This window comes from Piscinibacter defluvii (assembly GCF_004011805.1).
Lineage (GTDB): Bacteria > Pseudomonadota > Gammaproteobacteria > Burkholderiales > Burkholderiaceae_C > Piscinibacter > Piscinibacter defluvii.
This window is the reverse complement of record NZ_RCHJ01000038.1, coordinates 11290-31451: the sequence shown is the minus strand read 5'-3', so window position 1 is coordinate 31451 and position 20162 is coordinate 11290. Positions and strand designations below refer to the sequence as shown.

Annotated in this window: 20 protein-coding genes; all 20 read right to left on the bottom strand. The window is 70.3% G+C overall.

The window, feature by feature from the left end:
* Positions 1-151: 151 nt before the first annotated feature.
* The gene (locus tag D9C15_RS33625) at positions 152-673 is read right to left on the bottom strand and encodes a hypothetical protein (protein WP_164886946.1); all 522 of its coding nucleotides are present in this window, start codon (positions 671-673) and stop codon (positions 152-154) included.
* A complete protein-coding gene (locus D9C15_RS31680) occupies positions 670-1092 on the bottom strand; it encodes a ubiquitination-like system serine protease family protein (RefSeq protein ID WP_128003473.1) in 423 nt (140 codons plus the stop codon). The genes D9C15_RS33625 and D9C15_RS31680 overlap by 4 nt, the downstream gene beginning before the upstream one ends.
* The gene (locus D9C15_RS31675; RefSeq protein ID WP_128003472.1) at positions 1092-1865 is read right to left on the bottom strand and encodes a lysozyme; all 774 of its coding nucleotides are present in this window, start codon (positions 1863-1865) and stop codon (positions 1092-1094) included. Before D9C15_RS31675 ends, D9C15_RS31680 begins: the two co-directional genes overlap by 1 nt.
* Positions 1849-2115: a hypothetical protein gene (locus D9C15_RS31670; RefSeq protein WP_128003471.1), complete on the bottom strand. Its 267-nt coding sequence runs from the start codon at positions 2113-2115 to the stop codon at positions 1849-1851. Before D9C15_RS31670 ends, D9C15_RS31675 begins: the two co-directional genes overlap by 17 nt.
* Positions 2112-2336: a DUF7940 domain-containing protein gene (locus tag D9C15_RS31665; RefSeq protein WP_128003470.1), complete on the bottom strand. Its 225-nt coding sequence runs from the start codon at positions 2334-2336 to the stop codon at positions 2112-2114. The genes D9C15_RS31670 and D9C15_RS31665 overlap by 4 nt, the downstream gene beginning before the upstream one ends.
* Entirely contained in the window at positions 2333-2683 is a 351-nt protein-coding gene (locus tag D9C15_RS31660) for a hypothetical protein (protein WP_128003469.1), read from the bottom strand. Before D9C15_RS31660 ends, D9C15_RS31665 begins: the two co-directional genes overlap by 4 nt.
* Before the next feature lie 206 nt (positions 2684-2889).
* Positions 2890-3609, bottom strand: coding sequence for a hypothetical protein (locus D9C15_RS31655; RefSeq protein WP_128003468.1), 720 nt, complete (start codon positions 3607-3609; stop codon positions 2890-2892).
* 171 nt (positions 3610-3780) lie between these two features.
* The gene (locus D9C15_RS31650; protein WP_128003467.1) at positions 3781-4506 is read right to left on the bottom strand and encodes a hypothetical protein; all 726 of its coding nucleotides are present in this window, start codon (positions 4504-4506) and stop codon (positions 3781-3783) included.
* Positions 4503-5069 carry a hypothetical protein gene (locus tag D9C15_RS31645; protein WP_128003466.1) on the bottom strand — a complete coding sequence of 189 codons (567 nt, stop codon included), beginning with the start codon at positions 5067-5069 and terminating at the stop codon, positions 4503-4505. The genes D9C15_RS31650 and D9C15_RS31645 overlap by 4 nt, the downstream gene beginning before the upstream one ends.
* Positions 5066-6700, bottom strand: a complete 1635-nt coding sequence (locus D9C15_RS31640; RefSeq protein WP_128003465.1) for a hypothetical protein — start codon at positions 6698-6700, stop codon at positions 5066-5068. The genes D9C15_RS31645 and D9C15_RS31640 overlap by 4 nt, the downstream gene beginning before the upstream one ends.
* Entirely contained in the window at positions 6701-8005 is a 1305-nt protein-coding gene (locus D9C15_RS33620) for a hypothetical protein (RefSeq protein ID WP_164886945.1), read from the bottom strand.
* Positions 8006-8086: 81 nt separating this feature from the next.
* Positions 8087-8476, bottom strand: a complete 390-nt coding sequence (locus D9C15_RS31630) for a hypothetical protein (RefSeq protein WP_128003464.1) — start codon at positions 8474-8476, stop codon at positions 8087-8089.
* A 3-nt stretch (positions 8477-8479) separates the two neighbouring features.
* Positions 8480-12430 (bottom strand): tape measure protein, encoded by a 3951-nt coding sequence (locus tag D9C15_RS31625; protein ID WP_128003463.1) that lies wholly within the window; start codon positions 12428-12430, stop codon positions 8480-8482.
* Positions 12431-12510: 80 nt separating this feature from the next.
* A complete protein-coding gene (locus D9C15_RS31620; protein ID WP_128003462.1) occupies positions 12511-13263 on the bottom strand; it encodes a phage tail tube protein in 753 nt (250 codons plus the stop codon).
* Between the two features lie 24 nt (positions 13264-13287).
* Positions 13288-13749, bottom strand: a complete 462-nt coding sequence (locus D9C15_RS31615; protein ID WP_128003461.1) for a hypothetical protein — start codon at positions 13747-13749, stop codon at positions 13288-13290.
* Positions 13746-14063 carry a hypothetical protein gene (locus tag D9C15_RS31610; RefSeq protein WP_128003460.1) on the bottom strand — a complete coding sequence of 106 codons (318 nt, stop codon included), beginning with the start codon at positions 14061-14063 and terminating at the stop codon, positions 13746-13748. The genes D9C15_RS31615 and D9C15_RS31610 overlap by 4 nt, the downstream gene beginning before the upstream one ends.
* A 19-nt stretch (positions 14064-14082) precedes the next feature.
* Complete coding sequence (locus tag D9C15_RS31605; protein WP_128003459.1) at positions 14083-15069, bottom strand: major capsid protein; 987 nt, start codon at positions 15067-15069, stop codon at positions 14083-14085.
* Between the two features lie 45 nt (positions 15070-15114).
* Positions 15115-15492 carry a head decoration protein gene (locus tag D9C15_RS31600; RefSeq protein WP_128003458.1) on the bottom strand — a complete coding sequence of 126 codons (378 nt, stop codon included), beginning with the start codon at positions 15490-15492 and terminating at the stop codon, positions 15115-15117.
* A gap of 29 nt (positions 15493-15521) precedes the next feature.
* Entirely contained in the window at positions 15522-17027 is a 1506-nt protein-coding gene (locus D9C15_RS31595) for a S49 family peptidase (RefSeq protein ID WP_128003457.1), read from the bottom strand.
* A gap of 9 nt (positions 17028-17036) precedes the next feature.
* Positions 17037-20162, bottom strand: a complete 3126-nt coding sequence (locus D9C15_RS31590) for a hypothetical protein (protein WP_128003456.1) — start codon at positions 20160-20162, stop codon at positions 17037-17039.

The window sequence follows — 20162 nt, the reverse complement described above, 5'->3', positions numbered from 1 at the left end:
TGGAGGCGCGGGCCGGAGTCGAACCGACCTACACGGATTTGCAATCGAGCGGCGCGCTACCCGCGCAGGTTGCTTCCGAGGTGAGGCGCCGGCGCGCGTAGCGCGGATTGAGCATGTTTCGCGCCCTGGCGGGCAAGAAGTTCCCCACCTTCTACCGCGCCACGCACGCCGGAAGCGCCTCGAGCAGCTGCCCGACGTAGGCCTGCAGGCCGATCAGCTTTCGCTCGGCGTCGTCAGCAGCTTCCGCCACCTCAAGAGCCGTTGCCGCACAGCTTCCGACCACGACCCGGGCACCGGCGGCTCCATCAGCTCGGCCGGCGGCGGCTGCACCAGAGGCGGCTGCACCTGGTTCGGCGGCGGCGGCAAGGTCGCCGCGCAGCCGGTCAAGCTCAGCACGAGCGCCAGCAGCAGCAGCCGCGTCACGCTTGCGCAGTCGGTCGTTCGCATCGGCCTGCTCCTTCGCCGCCTTCGCGGCCTTCTGTTCTACCTCGCGCGCCTGGCGCTCGTGGCTGGTGGCCTCGGCGTGCGATTGCGCGCTGGCGGCTGCTGCAGTGGCCGCGACCTCGTGGCGCTGCGCCTGCCAGCGATTCCAGCCGCCCCAGGCGAGCAGCGCGGCAATGACCCAAGCCGTCAGCGGCACACGGCCGGCGAGGCCGAGCAGCGCGCGTATCACGTTCCGCCCTCGGCGCCGCAGTCGCGCTCGCGATACTGCGGCATGTCCGGCAGCGGGATCACCTTGCCGGCGAGATCGTGGGTGCAGTCGCTCAGGTAGATGATCTCGCCTGGCTGGGCGCCGTTGCAGCCGACGTAGGTGTGGCAGATGGTGCATCGCCAGCTGCCGTGATCATCGTCTGGATGGGCGCGGTGTTCTTGGCAGATGAAGCAGTCCGCTGGGCTCTTGCCATCGGCATAGTGCCCGGTGCGCACGAGCACGCTTGGCCCGAACACCGGCCGCTCGACATCGCCGTTCCAGGTCCAGCGCGGGCCCGGCCCTTGACCAGTCCACACGGTGTGCGCCTCGCGGCATCCAGCACACCAGAAGGTCAGGCCGCCGCCGGCGACGTTGCGGAGCTTGCTCGACAGCGCGCCCATCACGCCCACCCCTCCGCGCGCTGCCGGCGCCGCTGCTGCATCACCATGACGCCCACCGCCATCAGCGCGGCCGCGAGCAACATCCCTGGCGGCACGCCGACGAACTCGGCGAACTGCTGCACCGCGGCCTTGACCGTGCTGAACACGCCCGAGACCTGCTGCAGCTGGTCCGCGGCCTGCGTGGCAGCCGTCAGCGCGCCCGCGCCCACCGCCGCGGCGCCACCGGCGTTGATCGGGCTCCGCGCGATCGGCGATTCACCGTCGACGACCTGCGGCATCGGCACGTCGGCGTCGTCGTCGGGCTTCAGGTACAGCGCCGCCTCGCGCGCGCGGCGCGCTGTCAGACCGGGCAGCTCCTCGAGCTGGCCGGTGCGCGGGTTCCGCGCCTTGTTCCAGAGGCCGAAGGCGCGGGCGGCGGCCTGCCGGTTGCCGGCGTTGTGCTGCCGCAGCACGGTCGAGCGTGCGAACGCGGTCGGCCCGATGTTGTAGGCCAGCGAGACCATCGCGGCGAGCTCGTCGTCGGTCGGAGCGTCGGTGCACAGCGCGCGCACGCGCTCGGCGAGATCGGCCAGGCTGTCGCAGAGACGGCCGTCGGCGTACTCCTTCGTCCACTGGGTCGTCGGCCCGACGCCGTCGGTCTCGCCCCAGCCGCAGGACCAGCGACCGGCCCAGCAGCGATAGGCGCGCAGCCGCAGGCCTTCGCTGTTCGCGATCTCGTACACGCCGGCCAGCGCGATGGGCCAGGGCAGCCTCGGGTCAGGCAGCGGGCGCATGCGAGCCTCCGCCGCACAGCCTTCGCAGCAGCGCGTCGGCCGCCGCGATCTCGAAGTCCTTCATCTCGCGCCAGCCGCCCAACTCGTCGCGGATCTGGCACGCGTGGACCTCGGGCATGTAGTCGATCTCGGCGATGCGGTGCTCGAGGAACTGCGGGCACTCGGCCAGTTCCACGGCGCGGCCGCGCAGCTTCGCCACACCTGAGCTGCCGGTGAAGCGCAGCCGCGTGAAGTAGAGCCAGTCGCTCATGGCGCGTCGCCCTGCGCGTCGACGCCGCGCTGCTTCACGAGGCGCCCGGCGATGCCGAACAGCAGAACGCTGACGGTGATCCACGGCACCCAGCTCGCCGGGACGACGGCCTTGATGGCCTCCGGATGCGTCTCCCAGGCCACCTGCAGCACGCCGGCCGCGGCCATCGCCTGCACCGAGAACATGCGCCACGCGCGGCGCCACTGCGGGATCAGCTTCATGGCTTGCCACCCTTCTCCGCCGCGTTCAGCCTGGCCTGGATGCCAGTCAGCGTCTTGTCCACCGAGGTGATGGTCTCCTGCACCTTGCGCACGTCGGCCTTCGGCTCGAACAGCGACTCCTTGGCCAGCTGCTTGTCGATCAGGGCAGAAGCCTTGATCTGCTCGATCTCCAGGCGCAGAGTCGCGCGGTCAGACTGGTATGTGGCGTAGGCCGATGCGAAGCCGCCCACCAACACGACCAGCTGCATCACGGTGCCGCTCGACACGGTCGGGTCGAAGCGAAGTAGCTTGCGGTGCTGCCGCCGATCTCCGCTGAGGGGCATCGGCTCGGTTTCGATGTCGCTCATCTCGTCTCTCCAGTGCATTCATGGTTTCGTGGTCGTGGCCGGCGGAGGTGGGAATCTCGTGTTCATGGGGTCGGCCGCAATGACCCGGCGCAGCGCCTCGAGGTTGTGATCGGCGGTCACGCGAAGGTGTGACCTGAAGCGGGCCACGTCCGACGTGTGGAATCGCAGATCGAGTTCGTCGAGTGCCTTGATGGACGCCTCGTAGCTCACTGCGCGGCCGCTGGGGTGCCTCTTGCGCATAGGGCCACCTTCCCGGTTTCGAAGAGAGGGCCGAACGAGGCCCACACGTCGGCGCCGCTCGCCGCCGTCGGCTTGCTGAGGTCGCAGGGTTGGCCAACCTCGGCGCGGCCCACCGCGGCTGTGCCGCGAACGCCGTTGGCCAGCAGGTAGACAGGGCGTGTGCAGCCAGTCGGCAGGGTGCACGCCGGGTTGACCTTGACCGCGTGGGTGTAGACGGGAGGCGGGGGAGGCGGCGGCGGCGGGGTATAGAAGCTCGCCAGGTCAGCCGCCAGCAAGGCTCGCAGCTCGGCGCAGGCCAGCCCTCTCGGCGAACTCGGCTCCGTCACCTGTGCACCATCGTTCTCACGGCAGTGGTAGGCCAGCGCATTGGCATCCCACCACGCTCCGTAGACTTCGCGCTTCGTGGAGCCGATCAACTTCCGACCGAGGTCGGCCATCGTGCGTCCGACCTGTCCGCCGATGTCCGAGGTGCACTCGCCGTGTGCGCAGATCAAGGACATGGAATAGGGCTCGCCCTGCGCATTGCGGCACCAGCCCCAGCCGTACCAGCCGCGGTCGCCGCGCAGCGGGCCGGTGATGGTCGAGCCTGGGAATTGGTCACCGTAGAGGCCTGGGATGCAGGCCGGTGCAGCCTGGGCTGGCAAGAGGTGCCAGAGCAGCAGGAACAGGAAGAGGAGTCGTTTCATCGTTGGGCACCTCGGGAAGGTCAGGAAGGGTGCGCAGCGCGCGCAGCAGCGCGGCACGCGAAGGCGTGCGCTGGCGGCCCGTTCTCGGGTCGATGCAGGCACGGATGAGGTCGACCAGGTCGCGCCTCGCCGCGCGGAGCGCAGCGCGGTCCGCGTCGGAGAGGGCGCAGGTCATGGGATCAGGTACTGCCAGCTCGCCGACGCCAGCACGGCGCCGGCCGGCGGGACGAAGGTGAGCGCGAGGTCGTACTGGCCGCGCACGAGCAGCACGCCACCGGTCCAGGTGGTGGAAGAGACCAGCGGGACGTCGAGCTTCCACAGGCCCAGCGTCGGGTCGTGGAGGGTGATCACCGGCGCCGAGCTGTCCGGCGCAGGGCTGCCAGGCGTGGGGATCCAGGTCGTGGTCGGCGCGTCGCCGCTCACCGAGATGGACGCTGATAGCACCGTGCCGCTGGCAGTGCGCTCGACGCGCCGGCGTTGCAGCCATCCGGTGGCGCCGGTGATCGTCAGCACCCCGGCGCCGGGCGGCGCAATCTGCGACCCGGCGGCCGGCGGCGTGGTGCCGGCGATGTCGTCGCCGAACAGCCACCACTCCACCTCGCCGGGTGGCGGCTGCACGACGATGCGGCCGACCTCGATCTCGAGGATGTCGCCGGCCGGCGCTTCGCTCTCGATCACGCCGGCGCGGATGAAGGCGCGCTTGCCTACATCCACGCCCGAGCCACGCACGCGCAGCAGCGAACCGGTGGCTACGTTGCCAGGGTAGCCGGTCGCGTCGCCGGAGCCGGGCAGCTCGACGCTGCTGGTGTCGTCGGCGTGGATCTCGACCACGGTGCCGACCAGCACCTGCGGCAGCGGCAGCAGCGCACGCAGGCGGCGGTAGAGGTTGGTGCTCATGGGTTGGCCTTCGCCCAGAGCAGCGCGCGCATCTGGCTGATGCTGGTGCACGGCCAGCGGTGCATGCCGGTGGGACGGCGGCGCCAGATGTAGGGCGCGCCTGGCACGTAGACGGCACCCTGACGCGCCAGGTCCCAGTACAGCATGACCTCCGGCGCGTAGTGCCCGCGCGGCAGCCTCGCGATGCTGCGCCGCGCCGCGGCGGTGTCGCACAGCACGAGGTGATGGATGTCGAGAGGCCGGCGGAAGTGTGCGGCGCGGTCGTACGGCTTTCGGGTCGCCACGAAGGCAGTACCGTCTGGCTGCGCCACGATCTCGTCGGTGTAGGCAAGCGGCGCGCCGGCGCCCTGGCAACGCTCCAGCACCTCGAGGTAGTCGCGCGCCAGGTCGTCGTCGTCGTCGAGGAAGAAGAAGCTGCGCGTGCGCACCTGCATGGCGGCTTCGAACCGCCCGTGCTGCAGCTCGGCGGCGTTGCGGATGACGCTGCGGTGCACCAGCACCTCGATGCCCGGCCAGGCCCGTGCGTAGGCGCCGGCCGACAGCACCACCGCGGTGATGCTCATGGCGACGGCCCCCAGGTGAAAGTGTCATAGAACGCGTCGGCTGCGACGACCTCGATCGTCGCGACAGACCCGCCGTCGACAGTCGCGCCCAGCACCAGCAGGCCTGGGTAGGTGTTGGGCGGGAAGCCACCGGCGTTCGCCCACTCGACCTGTACGCGACCACCGGACAGCGGCGTCAGCGTCGGCGACGGATCACCGGAGTTGACCGGCGTCCAGGTCGGTGACCAGCTGACGCTCTCGCCGGCGAAGCCGACGACGCCCGCGTACATGCTGGTGTTCACGATGATCGGCTCGAAGCCGAAGACGAACTGCGCGAACCCGCTGTTCGCGTGCGCGGCGGTACCGTCCGGGTCGGTCACCAGGTCGAGCCAGCCGATGGCGGCACCGGCGGGCGGCGCCGGCGGCGCGGCCGGCTCCTCTTCCTCGACCGCCGACGTGCCCTCGGCGTAGCCCAGGTGCCGCTCGAGCGTGACGGTCTGCATCACGCTCGGGAACGCCACGTCGACGGTGATCGCGCGAACGACGCCCCACCACTTGGAGAACCCGTCGAACACCCGGCAGAGCCAGCCCAGCTCGAGCACGCCTGGCGCCCCTGCGTCCGTCAGCACCGGCAGCGTCATGCGCACGATGGCTTGCGGCCCGGCAGCGCCGAGCTCGGCCACGCCGCGCTGCTGGGCAGCGACGCTGTCGGTGATCAGCAGGTCGGTCACCAGCGGCGCCGCGCGCTCGCCGGCGGTGCCGGCCAGCCTGACCAGGCACGTCACGCCCTGCTGCTGGCCGGAGACGTAGATGCCGTCGTAGGCTGGGCGGTCGCTGCGCTCGAAGCTGTCCGTCATCACGGCCTCGACATGGATGTCCACGTCCGGCGCGGTCTCCGGCCACTCGTTGGGCAGCAGCCGGTAGCGCGGCATCACGGCGATGCTGTTGGCGTTGCGCGCGCTCCGCAGTACAGCGCCGACAGATTCGGCCACGCGCTGCACCACGGCCAGCGGCGATCCGCTGAAGGTCCACACGCGGTCTGGAACCGGCCAGTCCTCGAGCTGCCACTCCAGCTCGAGGCCGGTGAAGACCTGGGCCTGCTCAGCGATCTGCGCCGCCGTCGTGGGCCCGTCGTTGACCCAGTTCTGCACGAACTGGTAAGGCTCGCCAGCCAGTATGGTCAGGCTGCGGCCGGTGATGCGCACGCCCGAGCCGGCGAACTCGCGCGAGCGCTGCACGCTCTCGGCCACGAAGATCCACTGCATTCCGTCGATCGTGATGTCCAGGATCGGCAGCTCGTCGCCGGTGGTCAGGCGCTCGAACAGTGCCGCCGGTCCGGCCGCGCTGAGCGTCCAGCACACCGAGGCCTCGTCGCAGCTCAGCGACATCGACTCCAGCTCGACGGGGAGCCCGTCGCGCTGATCGATGACGGTGACGACGTGCGCCACGTCGTAGACCGCCTGACGGGGGATCACGAAGTCGGCGACGGTGTTCGGGCCCGTCGGTGTGCCGCCCGGCGGGGCCGGCGGCGCCGTCCAGGCGCCGCCGGTGCTCCCGATGGCCGTGGCATCGTCCCACGGCACCTCGACCAGCGCCGCGACAGGCGCGCCGTCGTCCCAGGGCGCCTCGACGGTGGTGGAGACGTCGGCCACTCAGACGCTCCCGCGCAGGTCGACCGTCACGCCGTCGGCGCCGTTGGCGGCGCCCGGCGAGACGCAGCGCGCGAGCCAGAACGGCTTGCGCGCGCCGAGCGTGTTGAAGCGCAGCACGTTGCCAATGCCCCAGCCTGAGCCCCATCCATCCTTGTCGATGGTGAAGTAGGGCTGGTTCGTGATCGGGTTGAGCGGCGCGAAGTCCGCCGCGGTGCTGCCGGTGGCGATCTGGCCGAAGCTCTCGCCGATGAGCTTGAAGGCGGTGCTCGAGGTGAACACGATCGCCCAGCGCTCGGTCTCGGCGCCGATGTTCTGAACCGCGATCGGGAACGATGTGACGTCGTACGCAGCGTCCGGCGCGCCGCCGATCAGCGTGTCGCTGAAGACGCGCGTCCAGGCCTGCTGTTCGAAGACGATGCCGACGGAAGCCTGCATGTCGCCCAGGTCGACGATGGCGCAGATCTTCGATCCGCTCGGGAAGCTGTTGACCAGGGCCGACTGGAAGGTGATGGTGCCGCGGTAGTCGATCGACTGGATCAGCGCCAGCTCCACGGTGGCGCCGTTGCGCAGGATCACCTTGTCGCCAGGACGGAATATGGGGACCTTGCCGTAGGCGTAGCGCAGGCCTTCTGACGCGAGACCGTTCGGCGCCGCCGGGTACGGTGTGACGTTCGGGATGGCACGCGCGTCGAGACGGTCCACCTCGACACTGTTGGTGCCGCTCGTGGCGGTGAGAAGAGCCACGGCCACGCACTTCGGTGCCTGCGGGTTTGCCAAGATTCCGGCCCACCGGTTGACCGCCGTGGAACCCCAGTTCGGCACCGGAGAGAGGACCACCGGGCCTACCGAATCGACGGTGAAGACCCCGCGCGGCAGTATCGCGCCGCCGAACTCCGTCTCCACCTCCGTGGTCACCGGAGTTCCCCCGACGATGGTGGTGACCGTGTTCAGCAACCCGATGACGATCCGGGCGCCAGCGCTGGGCACCGGATTGAATACCCCGGTGCCGGAGTCGTAGGTACCACCGGCGGCTGGATCCTTGACGTAGGGAAACCTTGCCAGCGCCGCCGCGGCATCGGCACGCGTGGTCGTGTGATCACCCCAGGCGAACGCCACCACGTCCACGTTGCCGTCGGCCGGCAGCGTCGTGAGGTCGATGCCGGCCGTGAGCAGCGTGTCGTCGTTCGCCGAGAGCACCGCGCCGTAGACCTTCCGCATCTGCACGCGGCCGGCCACGTGGTCTGCCTCGGCGATGTTGGGGAAGACGTTGTTGCCGACCCCGTCCTGCACCAGCGTGGCCGACATGCGTCCGCCGCCGTAGGCCTCGTCTACGTAGCGCTGCGAGGCGAAGAGCTTGAGGTTCGAAGAGAGGATGGCCATGGTGCGTCAGACCTGCATGAGGTGGAGCGTGAAGTAGTAGAAGTCGGCGGCCGCCGGATCGCTGAACTCGGCCACCGGCACGGCCTGCAGGCCACCGGCTTCCCAGTCGACCATCACGGAGTAGCTCGTGCCGCGGAAGGACAGCGTCATCGTGATGCCCGCCTGCTCGACCAGGGCCTTGAGCGAGAGCAGCGCGCTGCGCGCCATCCAGGCGAAGTTCTCTCCGCCGGCCAGCGTGATCGCACGGCCGGCCGCCTTGGAGCCGGCCTCCACCAGCAGCGCGCCGGTGACGCTGTAGCCGCGGCGCTGCGCCACCTTGGGCCAGCTGCACTCGTCCGGCCACGTGAGGTCGTCGGGCAGCGTGATGGTCGTCGCGCCGTAGGTGAGCGTGTTCATGGGTCAGCCGCTGATGTTGATGCCGGCGGAGCGCGCGGCTGCCGCCAGTTGATCCATGAAGGACGTGAGGGCCGAGGCGTCTGCGGCGCTGGAGACGCGCACGTCGGTCGACGAGCTGCCGATCTGCAGGCGCACGATCTGCACGTTGGTGGTCGTGGCGCCCGAAGCGGCCGCCCGCGCCGCAGCGTTCTGCCGGGCGATGCGGTCCGCCTCTGCCGCGCGCCGCTGCAGCTCGGCCTGCTGTCGGTTGGCACCGAGCGGGCTGTAGCCGGCACTGCCGTTGCGGATGAGGCCCTGCTCCGCGGCGCTCTCGTCGGTGATCTCCAACAGGCCAGGGCTCGGGGCGACGTAGAAGTTCGCCGGGTCGGGAGCCGGGCCGCCCGTCAGCGCGGCGTTGCGCTGGGCGCGCTGGAAGGCGGCGTTGTCGAAGGTGTAGCCGTCCGGCACGTCGATCTGCCGCGAGACCGTGAAGCGCTGGCCGTCCGGGCCCAGCGTGAAGCCGCTGCTGTCGACGTTGCCGAGGACGCTGAGGTCTGCGGCCTTGCGCGCCTTCGTCGCCGCGTCGTAAACCGAGGACAGCGATGCCGCCGTCTGGGTGAGCTTCGAGTTCAGCTGATCGAGCGCGCTGCCGATGCCCGAGAGGCTGCCGGCAGCTTGGTTGAACGCCCCGCTCGCCGCGTTGCCGAAGTCGATCGCGGCCTTGCCGTTGGCGTCGACCTCGATACGCACGTTGCGCATCTGCGCCTCGACCTTCAGCCAGTCGGAGACCTGCCCGTTCGACTGCTTGATCAGCTGGGCCGCCAGGTTGCCGAAGGCCTGCTGCAGCTCGGAGGTGCTGAGCTTGCCGCTGGCCTTCAGCCGCTCGTAGGCCTGGATCGAGGCGGTGACGCCCTTCGACGTGCTGTCCTCGAGCTGCACGCCAAGCTGCCGCGCGTCGGCCTGGAGCTGGCGTAGGTACGGGGTGACCTCGACGACCTTCTGCTTCAGCTTGTCGAGCGAGCCCTCGAAGGCTGCGGCCATCTGCGGGTTCGCGGCGATGATGTCCTTGATCGCCTGCTCGACCTTGCGCAGGTCCCGATCGGTCTCGCCGAACTCGACGGCCTTGTCGATTGCCTTGACGAAGGCGTCCTCGAGGCGCTTGCCGGACAGCGCGCCTTCCTCGCCGAGCTGCGCGATGCGGCCGATCAGGTCTTCGACCGCGCGCTGCGTGCCGGCCGCCTGCGTCGCAGCGTCCAGCGACCGAGCCACCGCGCGCTGTGCATCCTCGCCGGCGAGGCCGAGGCGGTTGATCGCGTCGTTCAGCGCGGCGACGTCGTTGATCGCGCTGTTCGCGGCCTGGCTGAAGCCGGTGCGCAGTTCCTCGATCGACGTGCCCGCGCGGCGCAGCGCCTCGGCGTCGATGGCGGCGACGGCCGCCGCGAACCTGCGGGCGCCCTGCTCGCTTTCGTCGAACGCGGCGCGCGCCTGGATGCGGAAGACGGCGAGGTCCTCGCCCTTCAGCGCGCCGGCGAGCGCCTCGCGCACCTGCTGGCCGGTGATCTTGCCCTGCTGCGCCAGCGCGTCGAGCGCGGTGATCGCGTCGCGGATGCCGGTGAGGTTGTCCAGCTCGAGGTCCTTGGCGACCTTGGCCAGTGCCTCGGAGACGCTCTCGCCCTTTTTCACGAGTCCGTCGAACTCGCCGACCAGGCGCTTCGATGCGTCGGTGAGGCCCAGCGCCTTGTCGGCCGCGAGCTGCGCGGCCTGCGCCTGCGCGGCCTTGGCGGCGGCGACCTCGCGGCTGCGGCGCGCCAGCTCGGCGTCGGCCTTGGCCAGCTCTTCCGAGCGGTCCTTGGCGCCGAGCATCTTGGCCGCGCTCTCGCCGAGCCAGGTGCCGATCTCGCGCGCGTTCAGCGCCACGCCGAGCAGCACGGTCGGCAGGCCACCGATCGCGCCGAGCAGCGCCGAGCCAGCGCCGCGCGCGAGCCCGAAGGCCGTGCCCAGCGCGCCGGTCTTGGTGGCGGCCTCCGCCGCGGCGGCGCCGCCCAGGCGCACGTTGCGCTCGACGGAGCCCCACGCCAGCGCGCCTGCCGCGTTGGCCGCACTGTTCGCCGCCGTCGCGGCGGTGTTCGCCGCCTTGGCGGCCGTGTTGGCGCCGAGCGCGGCGGTGTTGGTGCCCAGCGCCGCGGTCGAGCTGGAGACGGCCGCCGTCTCGGTCTGCTGCGCAGCCGCTGCAGCCGCGGCGGCCGCGGCGCGCGAGTAGAGCGATTTCGCCAGGTCGATCGCGAGGTACGCCGCCGCGGCCTTGCCGGCCACCGCGAGGGCGGTGCCCACGGTGTCGAGGTTGCGCGCGAGGGATGTGATCGCCTCGGCCGCGCTGCGGCTGACGCCGTTGGCCCGGTCGACCTCGCCGACGTAGCGGGTCCACTCGACCGAGAGTGTCTGCAGCGCCCGGCCGACGGTGGGCGGGAGCTGCTCGAACTCGCGCTGCAGCGCCTCGGACTGGCCGCGCAGCGCGTTGATGACCGTCTGGGACGTGAGCGTGCCGGCCTCGGCCAGCTTGCGCAGCTCGCCGGTGGTGACGCCCAGCCCGTCGGCCAGCGCGCGCGCCAGGCGCGGCGCCTGCTCCATGACGGAGTTGAACTCCTCGCCGCGCAGCACCCCGGACTGCAGCGCCTGGATAAGCTGCGTCACCGCTGCGTCCGCGGCCTGCGCAGTGCCGCCGCTGACCTGGATCGCCTGGTTGATCGTCTCGGTGAGCTGCAAGGCCTGCGCCGAGGCCTCCGACGTGCTTAGCCCGAGATCCTTGCTGGCCTGCGCGATGCGCGCGAACAGGGTGCCCGTGCCCTCCACGGCACTGTTCGTGCGCAGCGCCACGTCGAACACTCCGTCGAAGGCCTGCCGCAGCGCGGCGCCCTCGCCCGTCACCAGCTTGATGCGGCCCTCGAGGTTCGAGTAGGCGTCCGCCGTGCGCGCGATGTCGCCGATGGTGCCGGAGAGCAGCTGGCCACCGAGCACCGTGGCCGCGAGCGCCTGGATGCTGCGCAGCTGGCCGGCGATGCCTTCCAGGCCCTGCCGCACGTTCGTCGCCGCGGCGGTCTGCTGGGTGGCTGCGCGCTGCGCCGCGGCGCCCTGCTCGGTGTAGGCGTTGGCGCCGCGCTGCGCGGCCGCGGAGGCCTGCTGCTGGGCCGCGGCGGCCTCGCGCGTCTTGGCGGTGAGCAGCTCGGTGTTGACGCCTGCCTGGCGCAGCGCGAGGCCCTGCTCGACGGTGGTCTGCTGTAGCCGCTCGAAGTCGGCGCGCGCGGTGTCGGCCGCGGCGCGCAGCTCGCGCAGCTTCGCGGCCTCGCCGTCGGTCGGGCGCTGCACGCCCTGCAGCTCGGCGGCGAGCTGCTCGGCAGCGCGAGCCGTCTCCTGCATGCGCTGGCGCGCTGCATCGGTCTCGCGCACCAGCTGCTGGAAGCCGGTGGCGCTGCCACCGGTGGAAACCAGGCGCTGCAGGGTTTCGGTGGTCTTGCCAACCTGCGACGCGAGCTCCGCGCTGACCTGCTTAAGCTGGTTCTCACTGATGCCGAACTCGCGCAGACCGGACGCCGCCTTGGACAGCGATTCCGACTGGCGAGTGAACGCATCGGAGGCCGACTTGACCTGGTCGTTCAACTTGCCCAGCTGAGCCGACTGCGCAGCAGTGGGCGGCCCGCTCGCCGAGATTTTCTCGTTGAACTTCTGGGCCGCAGCTTGCGCGTTCTCGAGGCTCTGCTTAGCCAGCTCGGCCTGGGCGCTGATGCGCGTGAACGCATCTATCGCGGCCTGCTGCTTGCCAAGCTCGCCGAGCGTTGCAGAGGCCTGGCGAACCTTGTCGGAAAGGGTGTCGGGGAAGGCGCCGTCGAGCTTCTGGAACTCCTGGGCGAGCTTCTCCACGTCGGCCGCGCCAGCGGCGCGCGCCTCGATGTCGTATCGGATGCGTGGGCCGGTCGCCATGTCGCTCGTCTGGGGTCAGCGGTCGAAAGAGGAACGGGCCGGCGCTCGCGCGGCCGGCCCGTCTGCTGGTGTGCCCGGGATCAGCGGGCCTTGAAGACGAACGGCTCGGTCTTGCCGGCCGGCGTCTTCAGCCGGCCCTGCAGCTCGACGGTGTTCCAGTCGTCGGAGAACCAGTCGAACTCCGAGCTGGTGCTCAGCACGCCTTCCCACACCTCGAGGATGCCGATGCTGTCGTCGACCAGGTTCTTGCCGTCGAGCAGCAGCCGCGCGCGGATCTGCGGCTTGACGTTGCCGCGGATCGCAGCACCGGTGAACGCGGCCTTGGAGTAGTCGGCCAGCAGCGCCTGGCCGTCGGTGATGGCGCCGCCGATGATGGCCTTGTACATGCCCAGCCGGGTGTTGAGCAGGTAGTCGGTGCCGAGCACGTAGGTGACCGACGCGCCGGAGTTGGTCAGGACGAAGGAGCTGACCTCTTCGTTGGCGAGGCGCACCCAGCCGTCGAGCTTCGCGATCGTGGCCTCGTCGGTGACGGTCCCGGAGGTCTGCGAGTAGGCCGCGTCTTCGCCCATGAAGGCGTAGCGCAGGCCGACGCGGTTGACCGTCTCGAGCACGGCCGACAGCGTGGCGGTGTCCTGCAGCGCGACGGTCTCCAGCACCTGGCCGTAGCTGTCGCGCTTCTTGCTCTTCTGCTCCTTGATCTCCGAGGCCGGCTGGATGCCGAGCTTGGTGGTGTTGCCGAAGTCGATGTAGCCGCCGATCGAGCCGTCGGACGCGATCAGCGCAGCGTAGAGGTCGCCGGCTCCGATGAAGCCTTGCGCGGTGGAAAGTGCCATGTCTGGCTCCTGTGAAGTGGGGTGTCAGGCCGCCGCCGGCCGCGGGGCCGGTAGGCGGTAGTCGATTTCGAAGCGGGTGAGGATCAGCGCACCCTCGACATCGATGTGCTCGTGCCGGTAGGTGCGCCGGGTCTCGCGCGGGTAGTTGAAGACGGTGATCGCCTTGGCGTCTGCCAGGCTCTTGCAGATGCCGCGCGCCGCGGCAGTGACGATGGGCTTCACCAGCTGCATGTCGGCATCCGCCCCGGCGCGCCCTGCGTCGGAACGGTTGATGACGCCGACGATGAAGCCGCAGGTGCGGCCCTCGGCCTGGCCGGGCTTGTTGAAGAGGTCGTCGTCAGCGTCCTCGACGAACACCACGCGCGGCCCATCTCCGAGCCCGGCCGGGCTGGTCGGGTTGTCGAACACCGCGACACCCGGCTCGAGCTCAGCCTTGAGCGCGGCAACGATCGCCGCGGACACCTGGAACGGGATGCTCTGGCTCACGCGCTGACCTTCTGCAGGTAGCAGGCGCACTCGGCGCCGTCGTTGATGCGCCGCGGCTCCTGGACCTTGTAGCTGCCGTTGTGCACAGCCAGCGGGCCCAGTACCGCGACGACGATCGTGTCTCCCTCCCGCACGTCCGGCCCCGTTGGCCAGTGCAGGACTCGATCCGCGGCGGTCGCGCGACCCATCAGCGCGTCTTCCTCGGTGAGGCCGAGGATCGCCACGAAGGTGACGTCGGCGGCGGCCTGCCGCACGCGCGTCACCTGGATGGCGAAATCGTCCTCGTCGAAGAAGTCGCTCAGGTCGTCTTCCACCACGGCTCGCTCCCTGCGATCAGGTCAGCGTGGCCTTGATGACCGCGCGCGGACGGGTCAGCAGGTGGATGGGGTTGGACTGCATCTCGATGTCCCACCCCTTGCCGTTGCGCATCGGGATGCCCTTGGCGTACAGCGGGAGGCCGACGGTGTTGACGGTCTCCATGTAGTCGGCCGGGCCGAAGCGGCCGAGCAGCAGTCCGGGCACACCGCGCGGCACGATGTAGGCCTCGTCGGCGCCGATCATCTGGCTGCCGCCGGCGGCGCCGCGGTACTTCTTGAAGGTCATGCCGCCGAACTCGACCTGCAGGCGCGGATCGCCTCGCAGCTGGGAGGCTTGCACCTGCGCCAGGTAGGTCTCCTTCACGCTCTTGTGCGTGATGAACGACTTCCAGAAGTTGCGCCCGCAGTAGACGCTGATGTCGGTCCAGGGCGTGCCACCGAGCTCGTCCTCGATCAGCTCCTGCGCCGTGTCGCACACGGAGCGAAGTTCGGTATCGGTGACGTCCAGCTCGAAGCTGATCACCTGCTGCGTGACGCCGAACTCGGTGAAGAAGTTGTGCAGCACCGAGGTGCCGTCGGCGTCGTACACGATGCCCTTCAGCGCGCCGACCCGGTACCACTCCATCGTGATGTCGAAGCGCTGCTTGCCCAGCGTCATCACTTCCGTGCGGCGCGTCTCGAGCGGCAGCGGCGAGTTGTCGCTGCCGAACTCGCGCACGCCCTGCACCTCGTCCGCCAGGATCTTGTCGTCCAGGGGCAGGTGCACCAGGTTGAACGGGCGCATGTTGCGGTTCGTGCGGCCGATCTCGCCGCCGGGGCCGCCGCGCGCCTTGGTGGCGATCAGCGCGAGCGTGGTGCCCTGCTTCTCGACCTGCACGGTGAGCTGCGTGACGCCCTTGTACTCGAAGATGCCGTCATCGCCGAGCATCGTCGGAACGTGCGGGATCTCGCTGATCGCCGCGGTCATCTCCGACAGGGTGAAGCCGTCGTCGTTGTTCATCATGATGATGATCCTTGTGGTGTTGGTTGGTCAGGCTCTCGTCGGCGCTCAGGTGCGCATGACGATCAGCTTCCCGGCCGCGGCGAGGTCCGCGTAGGCGGTGGTCTTCTCGCCGGCGGCCACGGTCGAGGCCCACTGCAGCCGGTTCTGGAAGACCTCGGCGAGGCGGAAGATCACCAGGGCCTGCACGTCGGCGCTGGTGGCGTCCACGTCGTAGACGAGGATCGCGGCCGCGGTCTCCGAGCCGTCCGTGTTGTTGTCGTCGTACGGCTTGTACTTGCCGGTGGCGGTGATCTTGCCGAGCACCATGTTCGCGGGCAGCTTGCCCGAGCCGGACACGATGGTGACGATCTCGCGCGACAGGTCCCCGTTGGCTTCGCTCTTGATCGCGGAGCCGGCGCCGAGGTTGGCGGTCTTGGCAACCATGTTGGTTCTCCTTGGGTTGGTTCAGGTGCTCAGGCGGTCGTCGGGCGCTTGTTGAGCGCGCCGTAGACCTTCATGCGGTCGATGACCGCCTTGACGGCACCCTTGGGCTTGGCCTCGGCCTCTTCCTGCGCCTGCGTGCCCTTGGCGCCGCTGGGCGCGGCCGGCGGCGCGTCGCTGCGGTGCGCGGCCGCGGCGCCGGCGACGACGCCGCGCTCCGCGTTCAGCACCGCGACGGCGGCCTCGGGGCCCGTGGTCTTGCCATCGAAGGCCAGCTGCTCGATGAGGGCCTCGTGGCCCGGCAGCACCTGGGCGCGCACGGCCTGGATGCGCTCGCGTTCCTGCTGCGCGCCGGCGGCCATGGCTTCGGAGCGGATTTGCCCGTAGAGGGCCGCGTGGTCGCGCTCGAACGATTCACGCGTGAGGTTCTCCGGCATGGAGTTCTCCTGCTGTGTGGTGGTGGAGTCGACGGGCGGCACCGGCTCGTCTTGCGGGGAGTCCGCAGCCCGCGCCGCGGCACCGGCGGCACTGGCTGCGGGGGGCAGGCTCACGACCGCGCTGGCCTTCCGCTTGGGCGGCATGGCGGCGTTCGCCTGGGTTCGGATGGGCGCGACGGCCTCCGGGTCCTCGGCCATCTGCGCGAGCAGATCCTCGAGGCTGGTGAAGCCGTGCACCAGGCCAGCGTCGATCGCCTGCTGGCCGATGAAGACGCGGCCGTCGGCCATGTCCTGCAGCACGGTCTCGACATCGACACCGAGGTTTGCGGCCACCGCGTCGACGAACAGGCTGTACAGGTAGTCGACCTGCGCCTGCTTGTACTCGAGGGTCTTCGGGTCGAGCGGCCCGTCGCCGGCGGCCTTGTAGCGCCCGGCCTTGATGATGGTGCGCTTCACGCCGCGCTGCGCCTCGGCCATCGAGGTATCGACGTGCTCGGTGCGCACGCCGATGCTGCCGACGTTGACCATCGGCCCCGAGATGTAGACCCGCGAGGCCGCGGACCCCCACCAGTAGCCGGCGCTGGCCAGCATGCCGTCGCTGAAGGTCGCGGCCGGCTTCTGCTCGGCGAAGGCTTTCCACGCCGCGGCGCCTTCCGCGATGCCCAGCACGTTGCCGCCCGGCGTGTCGCCGTAGAGGATGCCGGCCTTGACCTTCGGATCCTGCGCCGCGGTCATGATCTCGTTGCGCAGCAGCTGCGCGCTGGTGCCGCCGCTGATCTCCATCAGCAGGTTGGCCTTCGGGCCGATGACACCCGACATGGAGAACAAGGCCACGCCGTCGTGAACCGTGTACGAGCGGCGCTCGTTCGCGAGCGGCCGGCCGAGCCTGGCCTCGACGCCCTTGAGGTCGATCTTCTCGCCGCGCATGTGGGCGGCGTAGATCGACTGGATCTCGTCGTACATGGCGTCGGTGATCGCCCAGTAGCCCTCGACGAGATCGGCGAGCCGCAGCGGGCCGCCGTGCACGCGCGGGTCCAGAGACGACGAACCCCGCGCGGCGGCGGGGTTCGAGCGGGTGACGGTCACGATGTGATCGCTCATGGGTCGGTCCTAGACGAGGTGAAGCACCTTGGTTTCGAACTCGAGGTCCTGCTCGCGCGCGAGGCGCCAGCGATCGACCTCGGCGGCCGGTTGGATGGGCGCCGGCGCGGGGGCGGCGGCCGCGGTGCCAGCGAGCGGCCCGGGCGCCAGATCGACGGCCGTGCCGACTTGCTGCTGGTCTTCGCCTGGCCGGCGCTTGCGGCGCGGCGGCTGCATGCGGTACGAGGGCGTGACGAGGCGGCCGACACCACCGGTGCCGGTGCCGCTGCTAGAGGTGCCACCCAGCACCGTGATCGCCTCCCCACGCACACCAAGCCGCCCGCCTGCTGTCGTCTCGACTGGCGGGATGCCGCTGGTGTCCACCAGGCCACGCAGGCCGATCCGGCCGGACGCAGCGAGGTAGATCGCCTTCGCCAGCGACGTGTCGGACAGCGCGCAGGCGCGGCCGCTCGCGGCGCCCGCGGTGGCCTTGGCGCTCGACGATGACCCTCGCGCCCCGACTCGACCGCCGGCGACGGTCGTGGCCCCGAAGGCTGCTGCGGTCGAGACGCTCGCACGAGCGCCGATCCGGCCGGTCGCCGAGTGGACGGCTCCCTCGGCAGCCAGCGCTGCGCCGCGAACGGCCAAGCTGCCGCTGGCTCCGTGCAACACCGACTTGCTGGCAATGGCCTCGCTTCGCGGACCAGCGCGCCCGTCGGATCCACCTGCAGAGCCCTTCGCTGCCAGCGCCGAACCAGTAGCACCGGCGCGGCCCGCAGCGCCCAAAGGCACGATCTTCGAAGAGGTCGCGTCACCAACGACGCGGGCTCGGCCGGTCGCCTGGGTGACGACTCCGAAGGCTGGGATCGTGGCGGCGCTGCCACGCGCGCCAAGACGTCCTGCTGCGACATGCACCGCGCCCTCGGCCGACACGACGCTTCCGCGACCGGCCAAGCGGCCTTCAGACTCGGCGGCAGCTGCCTTGACGGTGTCGACTTCCGCGCGCACGCCGACACGGCCGCTGGCCGCCGACGGGCTCTCCTTCAGGAATGGCGCACCACCTAGTGCGCCTGCGCGGCCTGAAGCGACCGTAGGTGCACCGTGCGCGGCTGTGGAGTCACCCCGGGCGCCAGCGCGACCGGTTGCGCCGGTGCTGCTGGCCGGCCCGAGCGTGCTGACGATCCCCGAAACGTTGACCGACCAGTCCGCTCCCAGCAGCGCAACGGAGTCGATCAGCAAAGCGGCCTGCGGCTCTGGCGTCAGCTGCGGCGGCATGTCGACCGCCGCGGATCCCAGCGTCAGCCGCGGCGTGACCGTGTAGGTGTTGAATGCGGCCGAACCGGCATAGACGCGGAAGTCGAAGTAGTCGCCGTCAGCCGCCGGGGTCTGCGTGGTGATTCGCCACTCGAGCTCGGTGTAGTCGTCGATCGTCAGGTCGATCGAGTCCGCGCCGTTCTCGTCGTCCCAGCGACGCCCGGTCACGAAGTCGCTGGTGCTCTTGCCGCTCGGCGCCGTCAGCCGCGCGGTCGTCGCTTCGCCTCCGGCGGCGATGTTGGCGGATGCGTCGATGAAGATCTGGTTCGTGACCGCAGGCAGCGTGGCGCGAATACGCAGGAAGACGGCCGGGCCGCTCGCGTTGCCGGAGTTGGTGCCGCTTGCCGTGTACGCGAACGTCGGCGCAGCAGCCGAACCTGCCGCCGTGACGACGGCGCTGTAGATCACATGCCGGTGATCGTTGCCACCAGTGACCGCGATGCTTGCCTGAGAAGTGAGCGAGCCGAACGTCGAGCCGCTGGCGGTCAGAGACGGCGAGTTGACGACGCCGCCGGTGTCGCTCGGCGACGCATGGCAAACCAGCAGGAGGTCACCGGCCGCGTCGTAGTCGAGGCTTGCGCTGCCGGCGATGCTGACCGCCGTGCCAGCCGAGGTGTCCTGCCCCGTGGTCGAGGTTTGCGACAGGACGTAGCCCGCGCTCGGAGGGTCGACGCGCACGATCGATGCGTACGTCGTCGAAGAAGTGGTGCCGCCGAAGCTGACAGCAATGGTCCCGCTCTCCGAGCCGGTGACGGTGTCCTTCCTGTACACGCTCACACGGCGCGTTCCGGCATCGGCGCCGAACGTGCCGGTGCCGCCTTCGAGCTCGCCGACGAGCGTCCAACCGCCTGGCACGGTGGGTGCCGTGTCGGCCGTGCTGTGCCTGCCGGTGACCACCAGGTAGAGCGCCGTGTCGCTGGTCGCGCCCGTCATCGACGGGTAGCTGACGTTCAGCGAGCCACTGCTGGTGGTGGCGTTGGCGCCTGCGCCAACCCCGTTGAACGCCGGCGCGCCGATCGTCGTCGGATTGCCAGAGCCGACCGGCACCGGCACGTAGCCACCCGCGCCGTTCTTCTGGTAGCGCAGTGTGTAGGCCGTCGCCGGCAGGTCTCCCGAGCCGTTGATGAGCGCACGGATCAAGCGCGCCGTGCCGACCGAGACGGTGTCGTTCGTGTCCTGCGCCTGCGCCCAGGTGTGCGCGCTTTCGCTGCCGTCGTCGACCCCGAAGCGGAAGCCTTCTTGCTCGGCCGTGGCGGTCGACAGGTTGCCGGCCGTCCAGGTCCCAACGACGCTGGTTCCCGGCGTGCTGCCGTAGCCAAAGACACCAGCGTCGCCCGCGGCCGTGATCGGAGACGCCGTGTCGGTGTACGCCGCGTGCAACGAGAAGCTGGTCGGCGACGCGGCCAGGGCCTTGTAGACCGAGATCGTCGTGACCGTCGCCACTTCGTCGATCTCGATGCGGAACACGTCGCCGGCGGCGGTCGACAGGGTGATCGGCCCCGCCAGTACGGTCTGCGTGCCGGCCACGCACTTCGAGACGTAGTAGTCGGAGCCGTTCGTCTCGGCGTGGTAGCTCGTGTTCGCGCCCGACTGGCAGCGCACCGCCGGGCCGCAATAGATGCCCGTGCTGATCTGGCCGGCGGTGATGACCACCTGCGAGAACTGCGCAGCGTTGAACGTCTCGCCGGTGCGCCGGAGGGTGTTGTAGGCGCCGCTCGTAATCTCGAGCCCGGGCGAACCGCTGATGACGTTGAACCCGCCCTCGAGCACGGCGTAGGGCCCGTAGGCCGCGACGCCCTGCGTCGTTCCGCTCGACCAGAGATCGGTGACTGGCAGCGCCAT